This is a genomic window from Psychrobacter okhotskensis (assembly GCF_965638355.1).
In the GTDB taxonomy this organism is placed as follows: domain Bacteria; phylum Pseudomonadota; class Gammaproteobacteria; order Pseudomonadales; family Moraxellaceae; genus Psychrobacter; species Psychrobacter okhotskensis.
In genome coordinates this window covers 758,287-776,782 of the sequence record NZ_OZ281822.1, presented here as the reverse complement: position 1 = coordinate 776,782, position 18,496 = coordinate 758,287, and the positions used below count along the sequence as shown (strand labels likewise).

General features: G+C 42.2%; 18 protein-coding genes. 2 read left to right on the top strand and 16 right to left on the bottom strand.

The features are described from left to right. Positions 1-76: 76 nt before the first annotated feature. From ACSUPM_RS03310 to ACSUPM_RS03270, 9 genes are all read right to left on the bottom strand, one after another. Positions 77-889: a 2OG-Fe(II) oxygenase gene (locus ACSUPM_RS03310; protein ID WP_201576889.1), complete on the bottom strand. Its 813-nt coding sequence runs from the start codon at positions 887-889 to the stop codon at positions 77-79. A gap of 344 nt (positions 890-1,233) precedes the next feature. Beyond that, the gene (locus ACSUPM_RS03305) at positions 1,234-2,166 is read right to left on the bottom strand and encodes an electron transfer flavoprotein subunit alpha/FixB family protein (protein WP_173240536.1); all 933 of its coding nucleotides are present in this window, start codon (positions 2,164-2,166) and stop codon (positions 1,234-1,236) included. Between the two features lie 132 nt (positions 2,167-2,298). After that, on the bottom strand, positions 2,299-3,048 hold the full coding sequence (locus ACSUPM_RS03300) for an electron transfer flavoprotein subunit beta/FixA family protein (protein ID WP_010196801.1): 750 nt from the start codon (positions 3,046-3,048) through the stop codon (positions 2,299-2,301). Positions 3,049-3,498: 450 nt separating this feature from the next. Then, on the bottom strand, positions 3,499-4,059 hold the full coding sequence (locus ACSUPM_RS03295) for a DUF421 domain-containing protein (RefSeq protein ID WP_025652211.1): 561 nt from the start codon (positions 4,057-4,059) through the stop codon (positions 3,499-3,501). Positions 4,060-4,322: 263 nt separating this feature from the next. Beyond that, a complete protein-coding gene (locus tag ACSUPM_RS03290) occupies positions 4,323-4,535 on the bottom strand; it encodes a cold-shock protein (protein ID WP_010196799.1) in 213 nt (70 codons plus the stop codon). Positions 4,536-4,890: 355 nt separating this feature from the next. After that, a complete protein-coding gene (locus ACSUPM_RS03285; protein WP_025652209.1) occupies positions 4,891-5,316 on the bottom strand; it encodes a hypothetical protein in 426 nt (141 codons plus the stop codon). Between the two features lie 238 nt (positions 5,317-5,554). Next, the gene (gene ilvC, locus ACSUPM_RS03280; RefSeq protein WP_010196778.1) at positions 5,555-6,571 is read right to left on the bottom strand and encodes a ketol-acid reductoisomerase; all 1,017 of its coding nucleotides are present in this window, start codon (positions 6,569-6,571) and stop codon (positions 5,555-5,557) included. A gap of 164 nt (positions 6,572-6,735) precedes the next feature. After that, entirely contained in the window at positions 6,736-7,233 is a 498-nt protein-coding gene (ilvN, locus tag ACSUPM_RS03275; RefSeq protein WP_025652207.1) for an acetolactate synthase small subunit, read from the bottom strand. Beyond that, entirely contained in the window at positions 7,233-8,945 is a 1,713-nt protein-coding gene (locus tag ACSUPM_RS03270) for an acetolactate synthase 3 large subunit (RefSeq protein ID WP_201567774.1), read from the bottom strand. The genes ilvN and ACSUPM_RS03270 overlap by 1 nt, the downstream gene beginning before the upstream one ends. Positions 8,946-9,922: 977 nt before the next feature. Between ACSUPM_RS03270 and ACSUPM_RS03265 the strand changes: the two genes are divergently transcribed. Continuing rightward, positions 9,923-10,426, top strand: coding sequence for a DUF4124 domain-containing protein (locus tag ACSUPM_RS03265; RefSeq protein ID WP_025652205.1), 504 nt, complete (start codon positions 9,923-9,925; stop codon positions 10,424-10,426). A gap of 29 nt (positions 10,427-10,455) precedes the next feature. Here the strand turns inward: ACSUPM_RS03265 and ACSUPM_RS03260 are convergent, their stop codons facing one another. Continuing rightward, positions 10,456-12,246, bottom strand: coding sequence for an NAD(P)H-hydrate dehydratase (locus ACSUPM_RS03260; protein WP_436880172.1), 1,791 nt, complete (start codon positions 12,244-12,246; stop codon positions 10,456-10,458). 190 nt (positions 12,247-12,436) lie between these two features. On the opposite strand from ACSUPM_RS03260, the gene queG reads away from it, so the two are divergent. After that, the gene (gene queG, locus ACSUPM_RS03255) at positions 12,437-13,663 is read left to right on the top strand and encodes a tRNA epoxyqueuosine(34) reductase QueG (RefSeq protein WP_436880171.1); all 1,227 of its coding nucleotides are present in this window, start codon (positions 12,437-12,439) and stop codon (positions 13,661-13,663) included. Positions 13,664-13,808: 145 nt separating this feature from the next. On the opposite strand, the gene lysM is transcribed toward queG, so the two are convergent. From lysM to ACSUPM_RS03225, 6 genes are all read right to left on the bottom strand, one after another. Then, positions 13,809-14,318 carry a peptidoglycan-binding protein LysM gene (lysM, locus tag ACSUPM_RS03250; protein WP_025652202.1) on the bottom strand — a complete coding sequence of 170 codons (510 nt, stop codon included), beginning with the start codon at positions 14,316-14,318 and terminating at the stop codon, positions 13,809-13,811. Positions 14,319-14,586: 268 nt separating this feature from the next. Further along, entirely contained in the window at positions 14,587-14,823 is a 237-nt protein-coding gene (gene acpP, locus ACSUPM_RS03245) for an acyl carrier protein (protein WP_021813394.1), read from the bottom strand. A 272-nt stretch (positions 14,824-15,095) separates the two neighbouring features. After that, positions 15,096-15,830, bottom strand: coding sequence for a 3-oxoacyl-ACP reductase FabG (fabG, locus tag ACSUPM_RS03240; protein ID WP_240990841.1), 735 nt, complete (start codon positions 15,828-15,830; stop codon positions 15,096-15,098). Continuing rightward, on the bottom strand, positions 15,821-16,789 hold the full coding sequence (gene fabD, locus ACSUPM_RS03235) for an ACP S-malonyltransferase (RefSeq protein WP_025652199.1): 969 nt from the start codon (positions 16,787-16,789) through the stop codon (positions 15,821-15,823). The genes fabG and fabD overlap by 10 nt, the downstream gene beginning before the upstream one ends. 423 nt (positions 16,790-17,212) lie before the next feature. Next, complete coding sequence (rpmF, locus tag ACSUPM_RS03230; RefSeq protein ID WP_010196743.1) at positions 17,213-17,395, bottom strand: 50S ribosomal protein L32; 183 nt, start codon at positions 17,393-17,395, stop codon at positions 17,213-17,215. 318 nt (positions 17,396-17,713) lie between these two features. Continuing rightward, on the bottom strand, positions 17,714-18,307 hold the full coding sequence (locus tag ACSUPM_RS03225) for a YceD family protein (protein WP_025652198.1): 594 nt from the start codon (positions 18,305-18,307) through the stop codon (positions 17,714-17,716). Between the last annotated feature and the right edge of the window lie 189 nt (positions 18,308-18,496).

Below are 18,496 nucleotides of genomic sequence, written 5' to 3'. Positions count from 1 at the left end.
TTTGGTTTTAGAACAATATTCTATCCCTTTTACCGATAGAACTGTCCGTTGATGCTGTTCTTGATACGAATACAAACTAGCCTATATAAGGGTTAGTACGTAACCACTTAGTAGCCAAGTACTTTGTACCTTTTATCACTGGCATACCAGCGTGCAGACTTAAAGGTTCAACACTACCATCAAACTTAGTGTTAGCAAAATATAAAGCCATGCCCTTTTTGGGTCGCACCTCAAGATTTACTTTAGGAAAACTGGTACCACCCCCAGCTTCTACATCAGATAGGTACATCAGTAAAGTACCTACTCGTTGCCCTCCTTTACCTACATTTCTTTGAAAATTTTCATTATTAGGGTCAAAAAAATCATAATGTGGACGATATTCAGCGCCTTTCCCATACTGTAAAACTTGCAAACCTTCACCGCGAATGGCTGGCCAATGTAATAAAGCCTCTATTCTATTCTCAATTGTCGTTATCAGAGGCGTAGCGCTGCGTTGAAAGCCGCAGCTTAGACTGGTTCTGGCATGATGCGCGGCAAAAGTGCCATCAGTAGGACTGACGACTCTGGATTCCTTCATTTTACCTTCAGTGCTTTTTATAAGTTGGTCACATTCTTGATGACTCAAAAAACTCTCTATGACAGCCACAAAAGGGGGATGAAAAGTTGATGCCAACTTGACCGTCTTATCTGGCAATTCTATCGAATTGTGAGTCATGTCTATGTAGGGAATATTGATAACATCCGACTGTTGTGACATTAACTCGTAAGCAGCACTGTAAAACCCTCTTTCAAAGAGAGTACTGATAATCTTATTAGGGGGTACGCCGCGCTCGATGTTTTCTGCAATCCACTGTTGCCAAGTGGGTTCTAGCTGTAAAATTGCGTTCATGTTTACTCATTGTAATCTTATCCCTGAAAGTTTTAGACAAATAATAGTATCGCACATTCGTTTGTTTAACTAAACCAATCTCCTAATAGAACGTGCCCTCATTTTAAAAATGCTGAGAAAAATGAAAAAAATAGCAACCAAACAAGGAAAATAGCGCAGATGATATCGAGATATTGGCCATAGATTGATAAGTTTAGATAAGATTTTTAGACTTTAACGCAGTTATAAAAAAAGCCCTCGAACCAAACTGGTCGAGGGCTTTATAAATCAGTGTATATTAGTAGCGTAGCGAACCATCAATAATAGTTTGAAACGCTCTATTATCGGCTGTTCAGCAAAAATCATTAAACCTTGCTGGTCAGCTCAGGCAACGCTGTAAACAAATCAGCTTCTAAGAAGTAATCAGCAACGCTTGCGATAGGCGCTTCTGGGTCATTGTTGATAGCAACGATGATTTTAGAGTCTTTCATACCAGCCAAATGCTGAATAGCACCTGAGATACCAGCAGCGATATATAAATCTGGTGCAACGATTTTACCCGTTTGACCGACCTGCATATCGTTTGGTACATAGCCTGCATCAACAGCAGCACGTGATGCACCAACCGCTGCGCCTAACTTGTCCGCTAATGGCTCAATGTACTTGGTGAAGTTTTCGCCATTGGCCAATGCACGGCCACCAGAAACAACGATGCTTGCTGAGGTCAATTCAGGACGGTCAGATTTCGCCATTTCTTCATTCACAAAGCTTGCTTTACCAGACTCTTGCACGTTGTCAATCGTTTCGACGGTGGCTGAACCACCTTCGCTCGCGACTGGATCAAACGCGGTCGTACGTACCGTCAATACCACTTTATCTTCTGATGTTTTAACAGTCGCTGTTGCGTTGCCTGCATAGATAGGACGCTCAAAAGTTTGCGCATCTACGACAGCAGAGATTTCTGACAACATGCTCACATCAAGTAATGCTGCAACACGTGGCATGAAGTTTTTGCCAGTCGTTGTAGCAGGTGCAATGATATGGCTGTAATCACCAGCAATATCAGCAACCAATAGCGCTATGTTACCAGCCAATTGATGCTCATAAGCTGCATTGTCAGCCAATAGTACTTTAGCCACGCCTTCAGCTTTTGCTGCTTCATCAGCCACTGCTTGCGCACCACTACCGGCGACCAATACATGGACATCACTACCCATTTGTTTAGCAGCAGCGATAGTGTTTAAAGTTGCCTTTTTTAGACTGGCATTGTCATGTTCTGCATATACCAAAATTGCCATTGTTTTTATCCTTTATTTGTTCGTATCATCTATTCATGTGGTCATCTGTTCATAAAATTATGCATACGCTTAGCTTTTAAATACGTGAGCCGCGTTATGATAGTTTTACGCAGAATACGCTATAACAAAGTACTAGATTACTTTTGCTTCGTTTCTTAGCTTATCGACCAATTCATCAACTGACTTCACTGTAATACCAGCTTTACGTTCAGCAGGTGGCACAACTTTAATAATTTCTTGCTTAGAAGCCATATCAACACCAAAATCAGCTGGCGTTTTTTCATCAAGTGGCTTTTTCTTCGCTTTCATGATGTTAGGCAGTTTGGCATAACGTGGCTCATTCAAGCGCAAATCAGTCGTAATCACCGCTGGCAAGTCAAGTGCAAGCGTTTGTAAACCACCATCGATTTCACGTGTGACGTTGACTTTATCGCCTTCAACTTTCACTTCTGAGGCAAACGTACCCTGACCAATACCCATCAATGCGGCTAGCATCTGACCAGTTTGGTTGTTGTCGTCATCAATCGCTTGCTTACCCAATAGGATAATATCTGTAGATTCAGACTCAGCAATGCTTTTCAGAATCTTAGCGATTTGCAGTGGATAAGGCTTGGCGTCAGTCAATACTAAAACACCACGATCAGCACCCAATGCTAGCGCTGCACGGATTTGCTCTTGTGACTCTTTTGGACCAATAGACGCAACAATGATTTCGTCAATCACACCCGCTTCTTTTAGACGAACGGCTTCTTCTACTGCAATTTCATCAAAAGGGTTGATTGACATCTTGGTGTTAGATAGATCCACGCCAGAGTTATCAGCTTTTACACGAACTTTTACGTTATAATCAATGACACGCTTGACCGCTACTAATGCTTTCATACGTTCCTCGTTTATTAATGTTATGAATTAAAAAATTGTCAGTTAAGAACCAAAGGTTCATCTTTTAAACTGTGGTTCAAATCGTCGTTCAAAATGCTACTTAAGGTCGTTACTGCCTCAACAGCAAATTAATATTCAAGAATGCCAAAACAATACCAAAGGGTATCGGTCTGCTATTCTCTACTCATCAAATCTGTTAAAGCTAAGCCAACCGTTATTATCAGACCTATCTATCTTGCGCGAGCAGCGCCTTAAGGTCAAGGAAGTGCCGTGAATAATGCGTCATAAATTTGTCACTATTATTAAAAAAATAGTTTATAGACCTATTATTTCACGGTTTTATCCTAATAAGGTGCTTAACCTTTTGCCCTTTATAGCATTATCAACGCCTTATTTATTTAACGTTTTGTTATTATTACTCACGTTAAAGCTTTTTACGTCCAAAATATCTTATGAAAGGCTGTTATCAGGCTTAATTAATAAATGACTGTCACGAATATCATCAAACAGCGACCAGTCAGGAGGGGTGTTATCATTTTTAATGACACTCATGTCCCCTGTTGTTTCCATAATTACTGCAAAGACTTCGCTCTTAGATTTGAGTCCATTTTTGCGTAGTACTTCTTGCACATCACTGGTGCTCAGGTTTGCTTCTTTTAAATTATCCGAAAAATATTCCCCATGCGCCATTAATATGATGGCCTGATTGTCAATCAAGGATTTCAACGGTTTGACTTTACGTCTGATAATTGAGATAACCCCTTGAATCACAAATAGCACAGCAACGGCGAACAAGCCTTGTAACAAAGACGGACTATCAGACAATACTGTTGAGGCCAGTATGCTACCAATACCAACTGTCATGGCAAAATCATGGCTCGAGAGCTTAGAAAAACTTCGTAGCCCCATTAATCGTGTAAATAGCATTAAGCCTAAATAAAACCCAAGCGCTGATAATGAAATACCCAATACTTGCTGCCATTCAATTGAAAACCATGTCTGCCACTTCATAAAATACCCTCTTTCCTGCATTTTTATTACGTAAATACGTTACATTATCTGGAATCATCGACTGCTTAAACTGCTAATATTTAACGACTATTATTTTCGATGTGAAATAAATGGTATAAAAAAAGCAACCTGATGAGAGGTTGCTTTTTTTTAAAGTCTAAACAGTATTTTTATTTTTTTAACAAACAAAGAAATCTGTACATCTTATTAAGATTAACATTGCCGAGAATACTGTTAACAGTGATACTCAACAGCCGTTAAAATTAGATGGCTTCGATTTGCTCAGCTTGTGGGCCTTTTTTGCCATCACCTAAGATGAAAGATACTTTTTGGCCTTCAGCTAGGGTTTTGAAACCGCCACCTTGGATAGCGCTGTAGTGAGCGAATACGTCTTGTCCGCCATTGTCTTGAGCGATAAAACCAAAACCTTTAGCTTCATTAAACCACTTTACAGTGCCTTCAACTTTATCTGACATAAATTTTCCTGACTCTTTAACTGTTGGCGAGACGTGTGTCATCACCGATTAATTGATATATACTCTAGATCTTTTGCTGAATGCGGCGGCTCAAACTCATAATATATCAAGAAGATAGCTTATGTTTTTTGCCTCAAATCCATTGAGTACAGCTTGATTATAACAGTTTTTTTTGACTGCAACATATTAAATTGCAGAGTTTTGTAAACAATATAAGAACCCTTCAATAACCTTTTGTCACCATATTTTGATGGCTTGTTATCTCATATAGACCCTGTTTATTACTGTCAACTTTAATATTCTTTTGACATCTATTTAATAATAAAAATTAAGTCTCCCTATCTTTTGCGCACATTTATTGGGTCAAGGGTAGCCAAGGCGAGGTTAGCACCAGTAAGCAAAGGGCAAAAAATATTAAAGAAAACGATTGGCTATACGCGATATATTTAGTTGGTATGACCAAATCTTTGGGTGAGTCTGGGATACCTTTACGCTTTAACAATCTGGTGCCATAGACCCAGCCAAACACCGTATAAATCCCGTATGCGGCAGGCACTGCAACCGCCAAAGGCGTTAGATCGATCACATATAACATTACCACAGAGATAAAAAACCATGAAGTGTCTAGCAGTGAGCTGATTTGAAAAAACTTAGATTGTGGCAGCTTGCCATCGGTGCCTTTGAGCATCTCACCTTCGATCCAAATTAAAACAGCCACGACAGCACTAAGAGTAATATACACGAATTGCGGCGTTAGCCAGTCTGGAAAAGATATTTGCACAACATACAACCTGTAATCTATGGAAAAAATAAGAAGAGAAATAGTCACCGACATAGTCATGTAACTGAACCGACGCTTGCCTACATTGGGTGTGGGTTACTGGTTTTCAACCGCTATAATGAGTGAAAGGTAATATCGAACCATCACGCACTACTGATAGCAATAAAAACCCCGTGCTATCACTTGATAACACGGGGTCTGTTAAGACTTATTAAGCCTTACCATCATAAGTATTGACTTAGTTTTTGTCTTTATCGATGATTTTGTTGCCGCCAATCCAAGGCATCATGCCGCGCAGTTTAGCACCAGTCACTTCGATTTGATGCTCAGCGTTGTTACGACGACGAGCCGTCATTGATGGATAGTTGGTTGCGCCTTCACTGATGAACATTTTTGCGTATTCGCCAGATTGGATGCGTTTTAGCGCATTACGCATAGCTTCACGTGATTGCTCATTGATGACTTCAGGACCAGTCACATATTCGCCATATTCAGCGTTGTTACTGATTGAGTAGTTCATGTCAGCGATACCGCCTTCATACATGAGGTCTACGATAAGCTTAAGCTCGTGCAAACACTCAAAGTAAGCCATTTCTGGCGCATAGCCCGCTTCTGTTAGCGTTTCAAAACCCATTTTTACTAGTTCAACAGCACCACCACAAAGAACGGCCTGCTCGCCAAATAGATCGGTTTCAGTTTCATCTTTGAACGTGGTTTCGATGATACCTGAACGACCACCACCAACACCAGCTGCGTAAGACAAAGCTAATTGCTTGGCTTGACCTGAAGCATCTTGATAGATAGCGATCAAATCTGGAATACCGCCGCCTTTGGTGAATTCGTTACGAACGGTGTGACCAGGTGCTTTAGGCGCAACCATGATAACGTTAAGATCGCTGCGAGGAACGACTTGGTTATAATGAATCGCGAAACCATGAGCAAAAGCTAACGTAGCCCCTTCTTTGATGTTAGGCTCAATCTCGTTGTTATAAAGCTCTTTTTGGAACTCATCAGGGGTCAAAATCATAACCACGTCAGCAGCTTTAACTGCATCAGCCACTTCAGCAACTTTTAGACCAGCGTTTTCCGCCTTTTTCCATGAGCTTGAGTTCGCGCGTAGACCAACAGTCACATCGACGTCTGAATCTTGTAGGTTAAGTGCGTGTGCATGGCCTTGTGAACCGTAACCAATAATCGCAACTTTTTTGCCTTGGATAATCGATAGATCGCAATCTTTATCATAATAAACGTTCATAAATAGAGTCCTTTTCCTCAATCATGGCGTGCCATGGATAGTAAACGCTTATGCAGTAGCCATTATCGTAAAATGGTCACTAACATAAGCGTTATGTTAATGGTAGATAGATTATAACTAAAATGATTTTGATTAACTATTCAGTTGCTCAGCCACTAAGCGTATTAAATACTCAGTGTTTTTTCTCCACGTGCAATACCAATCACACCCGAACGTACCACTTCTAAGACACGTTCTCGGCCGATAGTATCGATAAAACCATCCAGCTTAGCCGTATCGCCAACGATCTGAATCGTATAGAGATTGGCATTGACGTCAACAATTTGTGCACGGAAAATATCTGCGCTGCGTTTGATCTCTTCACGTACGCTACCCGTTGCGCGAACTTTGACTAGCATTAACTCACGCTCAACGTGAACGGTGTCTGATAGATTAAGCACTTTAACCACTTCAATCAATTTATGCAATTGCTTGGTGATCTGCTCAATTCTTTCAGGGGAAGTAATGGTGGTTAACGTCAGACGCGAAATACTCGGATCTTCCGTTGGGGCGACGTTTAAGGTTTCGATATTATAGCCACGTTGTGAGAACAAGCCGACTAACCGCGACAACGAACCCGCTTCGTTTTCCATCAATACCGAAATCAGATGTTGTTGTTGCATTAGGTACGCTCCCCTTTGGTTAACCACATATCACGCATCGTCTGTCCAGCGATTTGCATTGGATATACATGCTCATTACGATCGACATAAACGTCAATAAATACCAGCTTGTCTTTCATTGCCATGGCTTCTGCAATCTGTGCTTCCATGGTGGCAGGATCAGTAATCTTGATACCAACATGACCATAACTTTCAGCTAGCTTGACAAAGTCTGGTAATGAATTCATATAAGATGACGCATGACGACCCTCATACAGCATGTCTTGCCACTGTTTTACCATACCCAACTGCGCGTTATTTAGGTTCAAGATTTTGACCGGTAGATTGTACTGTAAGCACGTCGATAGCTCTTGGATATTCATCTGAATAGAGCCTTCGCCAGTAATACAAACCACATCGCGATCTGGATTGGCAAGTTTGGCTGCCATCGCATACGGTAAGCCAACACCCATCGTACCTAAACCACCCGAATTGAGCCATTGACCCGGCTCTAAATAGGTGTAGTAAAGCGCGGCAAACATTTGATGCTGACCAACGTCACTGGTGATAATAGCGTTGCTGTTGGTCACTTTATCTAGTGCTTGAACGACCGCTTGGGGCTTGATGCCATTGTCAGTGCTGGTGTCATAACGCAGACCATGACGCTTACGCCATTCATTAATCTGTGCCCACCAGTCTAGTAAGGCATGCTGCTCCAACTCTTTATCTTCGCCGATAATTTCCAACATATCTGTAAGTACTGATTTTACGTCACCAACGATAGGAATATGGGCAAAAATAGTCTTGGAGATAGAAGCTGGATCGATATCGATATGAATGATGGTCGCATTCGGGCAGAATTTTTTGACATTATTAGTGACACGGTCATCAAAACGCGCACCCACTGCCAAAATAACATCTGCATGATGCATGCTCATGTTGGCTTCATAAGTACCATGCATACCAAGCATGCCCAAGAACTGACGATCAGAGCCAGGGAATGTTCCCAAACCCATTAGCGTATTGGTCACTGGCAAGTTTAGACGATGTGCAAGTTCGGTCAGCTCTTTGTGGGCTTTACTCCAAATCACGCCACCGCCCGCATAGATAACAGGACGCTGCGCTGATAATAAGGTCTCAACCGCTTTTTTAATTTGGCCGCCATGCCCTTTCACTGAAGGCTGGTACGAACGTATAAACACCTCATCTGGGTACTCGTAGGCATATTTTTCGCTAGGCGCGGTCATATCTTTTGGTACGTCAATGACGACAGGACCTGGACGACCAGACTGCGCAATAAAAAAGGCTTTTTTGACAATCATTGGGATTTCGCTAGCATGGCGTACTTGAAAGCTATGCTTCACGATAGGACGAGAGACCCCGATCATATCGGTTTCTTGGAACGCATCTTCACCGATTAAACTGCTTGGCACCTGACCTGAAATTACGACCATCGGCACTGAGTCCATGAAGGCGGTGGCAATAGCGGTTACTGTATTGGTAGCACCAGGACCTGACGTGGCCAGCACGACACCTGTGTTGCCGGTCACTCGCGAATAAGCATCAGCCATATGGCCAGCTGCTTGCTCATGACGCACTAAAATATGTTCGATGTTGTCTTGCTGAAACAACGCGTCATAAATGTGCAGCACTGCGCCGCCTGGATAGCCAAAAATATATTTGACACCCTCATCCGTCAGCGATTGCACCAGCATCTCAGCACCAGATAGCATCACAGGCTGCTTGCTACCTTCGGCAAGACGTTGTTGCTTTTCTTCAAAATTTTTGGCGGCATTACCTGTTTGGGTATGTCCCGTCATATTCGGACTTTGCGTGGTTTGCGTCACTGTCATCACCTTTTTTTGCGGCGAGAATTTGCGTTATTTTATAAAAGAAAACAACCACGTTTGGGCGTTATTTTAAGTCTTATAAAAATGATTGCCAATCCTTGTCCATATCAAGAATGTGTGCCCACTATATTTAAGTAATTGCATTGTACAACGCAAGAGAATACTCAAACATAGCAATGTATTTGGGGTCAGTTTTGTGACAGGAGTTTATCGATATACTATGACAAGATGCGAGTGCATCTATAAAAGAGGCTTATTACTTATGAGCGATAGTGTTTATAAAAGAGGCGCTGCTATAGCTAAAGTCATGAAATAATTCTAATAGCCAATACTATTTCATAAGATCATCCGATCTTATAATAAGCTAATAAAAAATATCATAACCGAATATTGTCTTGCATTTAATGCAAGCAATACAACCGCAAAAATCCACACTTAGCGTATTTCAAATAATAAGTTTATCTTAGTCATTGTAGACAGATAAGTCCGGAGACAACATATACAGTTATTAATAATAATCGCTATGATCATCATTTTTGCCATATCATTATCACAAAGAAAATAAAACGACGTAAGCTACCGATAAGTAACCCGTAGTTCTCATTCTCAAGTGCCACGGCAATATCATAAAAGCCGCTCACTGACCAATCAACTGCTATTATATTCAATGGTTTGAGTCCTATTGTCAAGAAAAACTTCTAAAACCCACCCCTAACTATTAGTTATTAAATAATGTACATTCATAAGCATTATTTGCTAAAATCAAACGCTACTGTATTCATATTGTTATTTATCAATGTAAATACTACCCTTAAATAAATGTCTACCTTCATTTTTTACCCCTTAAGAGGATTGCTACTATGGCATACACGTCTACCATACATACCCCTGCCAAGCTGCTTATCAGTATCAGTACTGCGTGTATGATAATGCTGTCAATGAATGCCAGTCATGCTATCCAAGTGTATAAATCGATTGGTACGCATGGCGAAGTGAAGTACAGCCAGCACTCGCCGCAAGAGGGCAGAAATATTGAAGTCATCGAGTTTCGTAGTGACGGTAGACAGAATAATGCAGGCCAGTTAGCAGGAAAGACAGAGGCTAACCAAAACACGCCTACTCAAAGTGCAGAAGAACAGCGGGTGGCCCAACTAGAAGCACGTATCAAGGATCAAGAAGCGCAAGCCAATGCGCAGCGTTGCCAATCACTACGCAATAACTTGACCAATCTAAACGTTGGCGGGCGTATCTATGAGATGGATAGTGATGGCAAACGTGAATACTTAGATGGTCGCGAAATCGAGCTTAAGCGTGAGCGCGTGCAACAAGCCATCACTCAGTATTGTAATGGCTCTACGACCTAGTTTTTATTTAATACGGCACACTACCCTACTTAATTTTTATTGGTAATCAATTGCATGACATGACGAACGGCTGCTGGCATATCTTGCGCTTGTAGCCCGCGCTGTCCAATCAGTAGTGAGCTATTATGCTGGTAATGGTCAGTATCATTCACCAAAGCGTCTCCTGCTAGCCCGTGTAGCAGAACCGCTTGGTGCAAGCAGCGCGCTTCGTCTTCTAGATCTTGTTGTGCCAACATCCCAGCAATCACCCCAGACAATACATCGCCCATGCCAGCGCTTGCCATACCTGCATTACCCAAGCCGCAAACATAAACATGCGCTTGCGAACCCTTCTGCTCTAATATGCTTTGCTCCAGTACCAATGAACCTGCGCCCTTTAGCACCCAATCACCGCCATAAGTGTTAGCACATTGTTTTATAGCTGCCAATCGATCATCTTCTACAATACTAACTTTCTTATCAAGCAATCTAGCCGCTTCACCGCTATGCGGTGTCAAACAAACCTGATGATCTATACTGTGTTGTCGCAGCTGAGCGATGAGTTCGTGCTCCTGACTCTCCATCTGTAACGATGCCAGATGATAAAGGCCGTCCGCATCAATGACCAGTGGCTTCTTCTCTGTTATGGCAGCCTGAACATAATGAATGAAAAGTGCTTGTGCCTTTTCATCACGTCCCAGTCCCATACCAATGGTAACGACGCTAGCTTCCTTAATTAATTTCCTCACCCCTTCTTTATCATGCAAATCGATTGTCATTGCATCTGGTAATGATGTTAATAGGGCGCCATGAAAGGCGTCGTGACAAGCCACAGTAATTTTGCCCGCACCGGTCGCCATGACACTGCTAGCAGATAGAATGGCTGCGCCGCCCATACCTTGTGAGCCATTAATTCGATTACCACCAATGACCAAGACGTGACCATAGCTACCTTTGTAGCTGTTCTGTCGACGAGTATTTAAAGCATGAGCCACAGTTACCAGTGTGGCGGCTGAGTTGCTGAGCTGAGTCGGTATTAACGGTATATCAATCACTTTTCCGCTATAGTCCATACCATCTTTGGTATGTAAGCCAAATTTACGAGCAATCAAACACAACGTTACGTCAGCATGTATAGCAATACGCTCAAATACTTGACCAGTAGAAGCCACTAAGCCACTCGGGATATCAACGGCAATTGCTAAAGCATCATTTAGTTGCGTTATCTTGTTAAAGGCGCTAATAGCCTGCTCATAAACACCTTCAGGTGCACGGTCAAGTCCAATACCAAACAATGCATCGATATAAATATCAGCTGGCGAGTCCGTTTCTCTTATCTCACTTTGACTGGCCCTACTATCCTCAAAGCGTTGGTAAGGCACCTTGGCAGATAGGGCTATTTGTTGCGCTTGCTTAGCATCAGATACAACGTCGTGCTTGTCTGCTTTGTTAAAGGCATTCATTAGATTGTCTGTTTCCAGATCATCGGCAGTATAACCGACTGTGAGGAGTTGTACTTGCCAGCCTGCCTGTTGCAGATAGTAGGCAATAAGCCAACCATCACCGCCATTGTTGCCCTTTCCTACCCAGATACTCGCTCGTTGCTGACAACTATTACGTCGATAAACTTTATGATTAGCTGAGGCACGAGCTTGTAGACATTTTTGCCCATAGAGCTGCTCGATATGCTGCGCCATTTGCCAAGCTGCTTGCTTCATCAGTCCTAAGCTATCATAACCCTCTGCAAACCAAGCTTGCTCCATAGCGTAGACCTGCTCGCTGCTATAGAGCGCTATCGGTCTGGTTGTGTCTGCTAAGAATACTTTAGATTGAGCTTTCATAATGTCCTCTATTATTTTTATTGGTGTTTGATCATATTAAAACTTGCTGGTTACTCGCTTATCTCAGCTTAGCAAAAGCTCACTTTGACGTATGTATCAATATGAAATGTGAGTTTATTTGCTTTTATGCTTGCGCTCCTAGCTCACTGGCTTATCATATCGGTATTTACTCTATCACCTGCTATCACACATGAATAATCCTTCTAAAGCAAACTTGCCTATCTCTTCAACTCAGCAGATATCAGCTCAGCCTAACCCTGCGCCCGAAAAAAAAATTAATGTGAATAATAGCCCAACGTTTGCCACTACCGCAGAGGTAAAGCAATGGATTAAGGCCCAAGCACAGTCTTTAGGATTTGCCGACTGTGGCTTCTTATCCGTACATCATCCTTTATTTACTCAACAAATTGAACAATTGCAACGGTGGCTGGATAAAGGTTATGAAGGCCAATTGCAGTTTATGCATAACAATCACCACCTACGTGCGCATCCTGCCCAACTGGTAGAAGGGGCAAAAACCATCATCAGCGTGCGTATGGATTATCTCACTCAGACACCCACTCCGCGGGCAGTCACTGATAACGATCATCCCAACCAAGGTATCATTGCGCGCTATGCCAGAGGTCGCGATTACCATAAAACCATGCGCAGCCGTTTAAAGCAATTGGCTTTAAAGATAGAAGCGATGCTTGCCGAATGGCAGCATCTGGATATTGGGGCTGACTCGGAATTTATTTTTAGACCTTTTAGTGACTCTGCCCCTATCTTTGAGCGTCCTATTGCAGATGCAGCAGGGCTTGGCTGGACGGGCAAGCATACGCTACTGCTAAACAAACAAGCGGGCTCGTTCTTTGTGCTGGGTGAGTTGTTTATGAGTCTTGAGCTGCCAGATGATGAGCCAGTAAAAGAGCACTGCGGCAGTTGCAGCGCCTGTATTGATATCTGTCCAACCCAAGCGATTGTCGCCCCCTATGAGCTCAATGCTTCTGCCTGTATCTCTTATTTAACGATTGAGCATGATGGGGTGATTGATACCAAATATCGACGCGCAATTGGCAACCGTGTCTTTGGCTGTGATGACTGTCAGCTTATTTGTCCGTGGAATCGCTACGCCAACCTTACAACCGTAGAAGACTTCACACCACGGCATCAGCTTGATAACAGCAGTTTGCTTGAGCTATGGCAATGGCAAGAAGCAGAGTTTATGAAAAAAACTGAAGGCAGTCCCCTCAGGCGTACAGGCTATGTGAACTTTATGCGCAATATCGCCATTGGACTTGGCAATGCTAACCCCAGTATAGAAATCGTCACTCACCTACGATCGAAGTTAGGCTTGCATAACGACATGCTGGATGAACATATTGATTGGGCACTTAGCGAACAAACTGAGAAATTGAATACTAGAGCGTGTCCTTAATTCAATAGATAAACCTCTAAATGGGCTAAATTTGCTCATGCTAGACACAAAAATGCCTCTTTAATAAGAGGCATTTTTATGTCTATTAAATATGCTAATGCTAATTAAACTTAAGCATTATGGATTAGGAGCTTTAACTGCATCATTACGGCTTAGGAATACGCAATACTTGACCAGGATAGATTTTGTCTGGGTCAGAAAGCATAGGCTTATTGGCTTCAAAGATTTTTGTATAATCACCCGCTGAACCATAAACTTCTTTAGCAATTTTAGAGAGGCTGTCACCAGATTTTACGGTATACATCGTAGATTCAGGGGCATCCTCTTCGATATCGATATTATCAATCACTTTAGCGACGTTCTGAACGTTACCAATAGCGATAATGGCTTTTTCACGGTCAGCCTGAGTTTTAGCATTACCACTGATTTCGGCAGTATCCGTCGAACCATTATATTTAATTTTTAGGTTACTGATATTGAGATTCTGCTGCTGAATGCGACGCAGCAAAATGTTGGCAACCGATTGTGCTGAAGGCTCGCCACTGGCGACTGGTGTACTAGCATCTGCTTTGGTTTCTGATTTAGCATCATGCTTGTCATCATCACGGTTAAAAATCTTATCACCGATGTCTTTTGCAAAACTAAACATACCCATATAATTGCTCCTTGAAGTATTGTTATTCATTATTCGTCATTATTATTTTAACGATAATTTTTTAATTATTACCATCATTTGCTATTGCTAGCGTTCTGAGTATAGCAAAGATGTTCCATTTGAATAGTAAGAGTATGTTGAGTAATGTTAAATGAGCCAAGCTTATGTTAATGGTATATTGGCTTTGTTATACTAAATGACAGCCATAAAAAAACCGCCTATCTATCAAGATAAACGGTATTGTAAAACTTGCTAAGTGAATAGCGAATTATAGCTGAGCTTGTACGTAGTCGATTGCTTTTTGAACCGTCGTCAATTCAGCTGAATCTTCATCAGGAATAGTAATGCCAAAATCGCTTTCGAATGACATAACCAACTCAACGAGATCCAATGAATCAGCGCCTAAATCTTCCATAAACGAAGCATCGTTACTGATGTCTTCAACGTTCATACCCAGTTGCTCAGCTACTGCCGCTTTTACTCTTAGCTCGGTATCATTACTCATATAGATTACTCCTTTATCATCTATTATTTTTAATAAACTGCGCTAGCGTGATAATTAAACGCTAGCGCCTAGTATATAAAATGGAATTTGCCAGATCAGCATTGCCGTCTGAGTACTCTATGACACGTTATACGTTCTGTCTAATGTCTAGTAAAGCCCTGCTATCATACAGGGCTTTGACGTAAAAGTATTCGTCATTATAACACCCTTTATTATAGTTTACACTCGTTCACACAGTTTTTTATTATAAGTATGTAACGCAGTTTAGCAAACTACATATACATGCCGCCGTTGACAGGAATAACCGCACCAGTGATATAGCTGGCTTCGTCACTGGCTAAGAAATGTACAGCAGCTGCGATGTCTTCTGGCTGACCGAGACGGCTAATTGGCACTGCGTCTAACATCGAGTTTAGTAGGCGCTCATCCAACTCATCAGTCATATCGGTCTCAATCAAACCGGGCGCCACACAGTTGATCGTGACTTGGCGTGAGCCAATCTCACGTGCCAGCGTACGGCTAAAACCTTCGACGCCCGCTTTAGTAGCAGCATAGTTAGATTGACCCGCATTACCCATCTGTGCGACCACAGAGGTGATATTAATAATACGACCACGGCGCGCTTTCATCATACCGCGTACCGCACGTTTACTCATGCGATAAACTGATGTCAAATTGGTATCAATCACATTTTCCCAATCTTCATCTTTCATACGCATTAACAAACCATCTTGGGTAATACCAGCATTATTGACCAATACTTGCACTGCACCATAGACGCTTTCGATCTCTTCAAATAGCTTATCAACCTGTGCGGTATCACGCACATCTAACACACGGCCAATACCACCACTATCATGTAGATAACCGTCAATGAGTTCAGCGCCTTTTTCAGTGGTCGCTGTGCCAATAACAAAATGTCCTTCTTTTGCAAAACGTTTGGCGACGGCCTTGCCAATACCACGACTGGCGCCAGTCACTAGAGTGATCGTACGGCTCATGATAATACCTCCATTAATTTATCAAGACGGGCGGGTTTGTCAGTAGGATAGCTGGTAATCGGTTGCGCTTGACGCTTGGCCAAATTACTCAGTACATTACCGCTGCCACACTCGATTAAAATATTAATTTGTTTATCAGCCAGCTCTTGCATGGTTTTCGACCACAGTACTGGCTCACTTAGCTGCTCGGTTAATGCCTGCTTGATACCCACGGCACTGCTTTCAACGCGCGCATGACGGTTTTGAATGACCGGAATCGTCGCTTGATCAAACTTAATGGCAGCTAAAGCTTCCGCTAAGGCACTACTCGCTGGTTCCATCAATGCACAATGCGATGGCACGCTTACTTTTAGCGGAATGGCTTTTTTGCCAGTATTTTGTACTTTATCAATAACAGCCGTAACGCCTGCCGCATTTCCTGAAACCACAACCTGTCCTGGGCTATTGAAATTTGCCGCGCCAACAACCGCCCCATCAACATGCTCGGTTGCCTGCTCACACAAGTTTTCCACGCGATGATCTTCTAGTCCCAACACTGCTGCCATCGCTGTATCGATACCTACTACGGCCTCTTGCATTAGTTGACCACGCGTATGTACCAATTTCACCGCATCAGCAAGCGATATCACTCCAGCGGCACAAAGGGCGCTGTACTCACCTAAAGAATGACCCGCCAGGTAGCAAGGCGCTTTTTTGAATTTTGGTTGTAGAATGCGCCAAATAGCAATACTAGCTGTCAATAAGGCTGGCTGAGTATATTGCGTTTGGTTGAGCTTTTCTTCATCCTGACAAATTGCCCATAAGTCTTCACCAAGCGCAGCACTAGCTTCAGCGAAAGTATCACGAATCTCTGGATAAATTTCAGCAAGCTCGCTGGTCATCCCGAGGGCTTGTGAGCCTTGTCCGGGGAAAAGTATCGCAATGCGGGCTGGCTGTTTTTTTATCATATCGGGTACAGAGGCCATAACCAATATTCCTTATGTAATTGGAAACATCCCTAAAGAAAATGGGGAGTATTGTAGAATTAGAGGCAGTCTAGAGTTATATTTTTGATTGGAGCACTCAGACAGCTCAATATAAGTAAACTATACACTGACCACTACTATTATCATAGCTGATGGAAAAATGAGGCGTTGAAGTAAGATATCTTTTGGCGTTTAACTTTCGATAGTTTTTAGGCATACCAATTTATAAAAACCACTTATAAAAACGACAGGATAAAAATTTAATAGCAAAAAGCCAAGTTATCCCAACACCTAATAAAGGGTAGCGGAATAACTTGGCTTTCGTTAGCTCAAAATGTATTGCCTAATAATAGCAGTGCAAAAAATCGTAGAGTGCCATCAGCACTATCGTATCGTTGCATCACTGATTAAATAGTCAATCAATTAAGCGTCTTGACTGACCTTGAACAGCTGACGGCCACGGTAAAAACCATCTTTAGTCATGTGATGACGACGATGTTTTTCACCGGTGGTAGCATCTACGCTCAGCTCAGCCACTTCCATACGATGGTGTGAACGGCGCATGTCACGACGAGAACGGCTTTTACGACTTTTTTGAACAGCCATGATATAGCTCCTATACTTAAAAGGGATAAGCTTAAAATTCAGCTTTAGTCGATACTGACAGAGGCTATATAATCACAACAACCTAAGTCTTACGCATCATTAGTTAAATAGATTGCCACGTGCATTAAAATGCTAACTACGTCTAAAATCTATAGTCAATTTGCCTAGTCAGTTTTTATCTGCAAGTAACGTGTTGCTAGAATGCAATAAACGGGACATTATACGCATGTTTCATCGATTAATAAAGCCCTGCTTGCCACTCTTCTGCACAAAGCCGATAAAAGGTGTCCTAAATCCGCTAAATGCAGAACTTTACACTTATAGTTTGCCTTTTAACGACGCTAAAGCAGCAAAAGGATTCTCATTTTCTTCCTCTTCTGGTATTTCACCAAACTGCTCAACAGTCATTTCACAGTCATCATGCTTCGGCGCCATGGGTGTTTTAAGCAAAATCTCATCTTCAATCAGTTTCTTCAAAGGCAATAAACGCTCAGGCGATTGCTCAGTGACCACTTCATCAAGCAATAGATAATCTTGCTCTTCGTTAATTAGACGCACTTGGCTCTCATCATCGAGTAGAGCGATATCATAATCATCGGTCAAATTAATATCTACCGGCTGCAAGCAACGCTGACAAGTCAGCCATACATCACCTACTAATTTGAACGATAGGTGTAAGACATTGCTACGACGATATAGATTAATACTAAGCTGAATGTTTGCCTGTTCATGCTCGGTCGTCAATATAGCGGAAAGACGCTCAAAAGTAGCAGGGGCTATCTCCCCTTCCCATTCAAAGCCAGTGTCTTCCCATTTATTGAGGGAGATGTGTTCGGGCATGCTGGTCGATATCGGCGTTTGTATATTGTCAGCGTTAACCACTGACGGCTTACTATCTGGGGTGCTTGACATACGCGGCCTCATTCATCAAAAACGGTGTATAATATTGCCTGCCATACTAACGGAAAGCACCGAATAGCGCTAGCGCTAGTATGTTAAGATTTTTGGTACTAATTTTAGTGCTAGGGCATATCTTCATTTCAGAAATGGTGGTAAAAATGAGATAAATTGCAGTCAAACAAGAAAAATAGCGCAGATAAT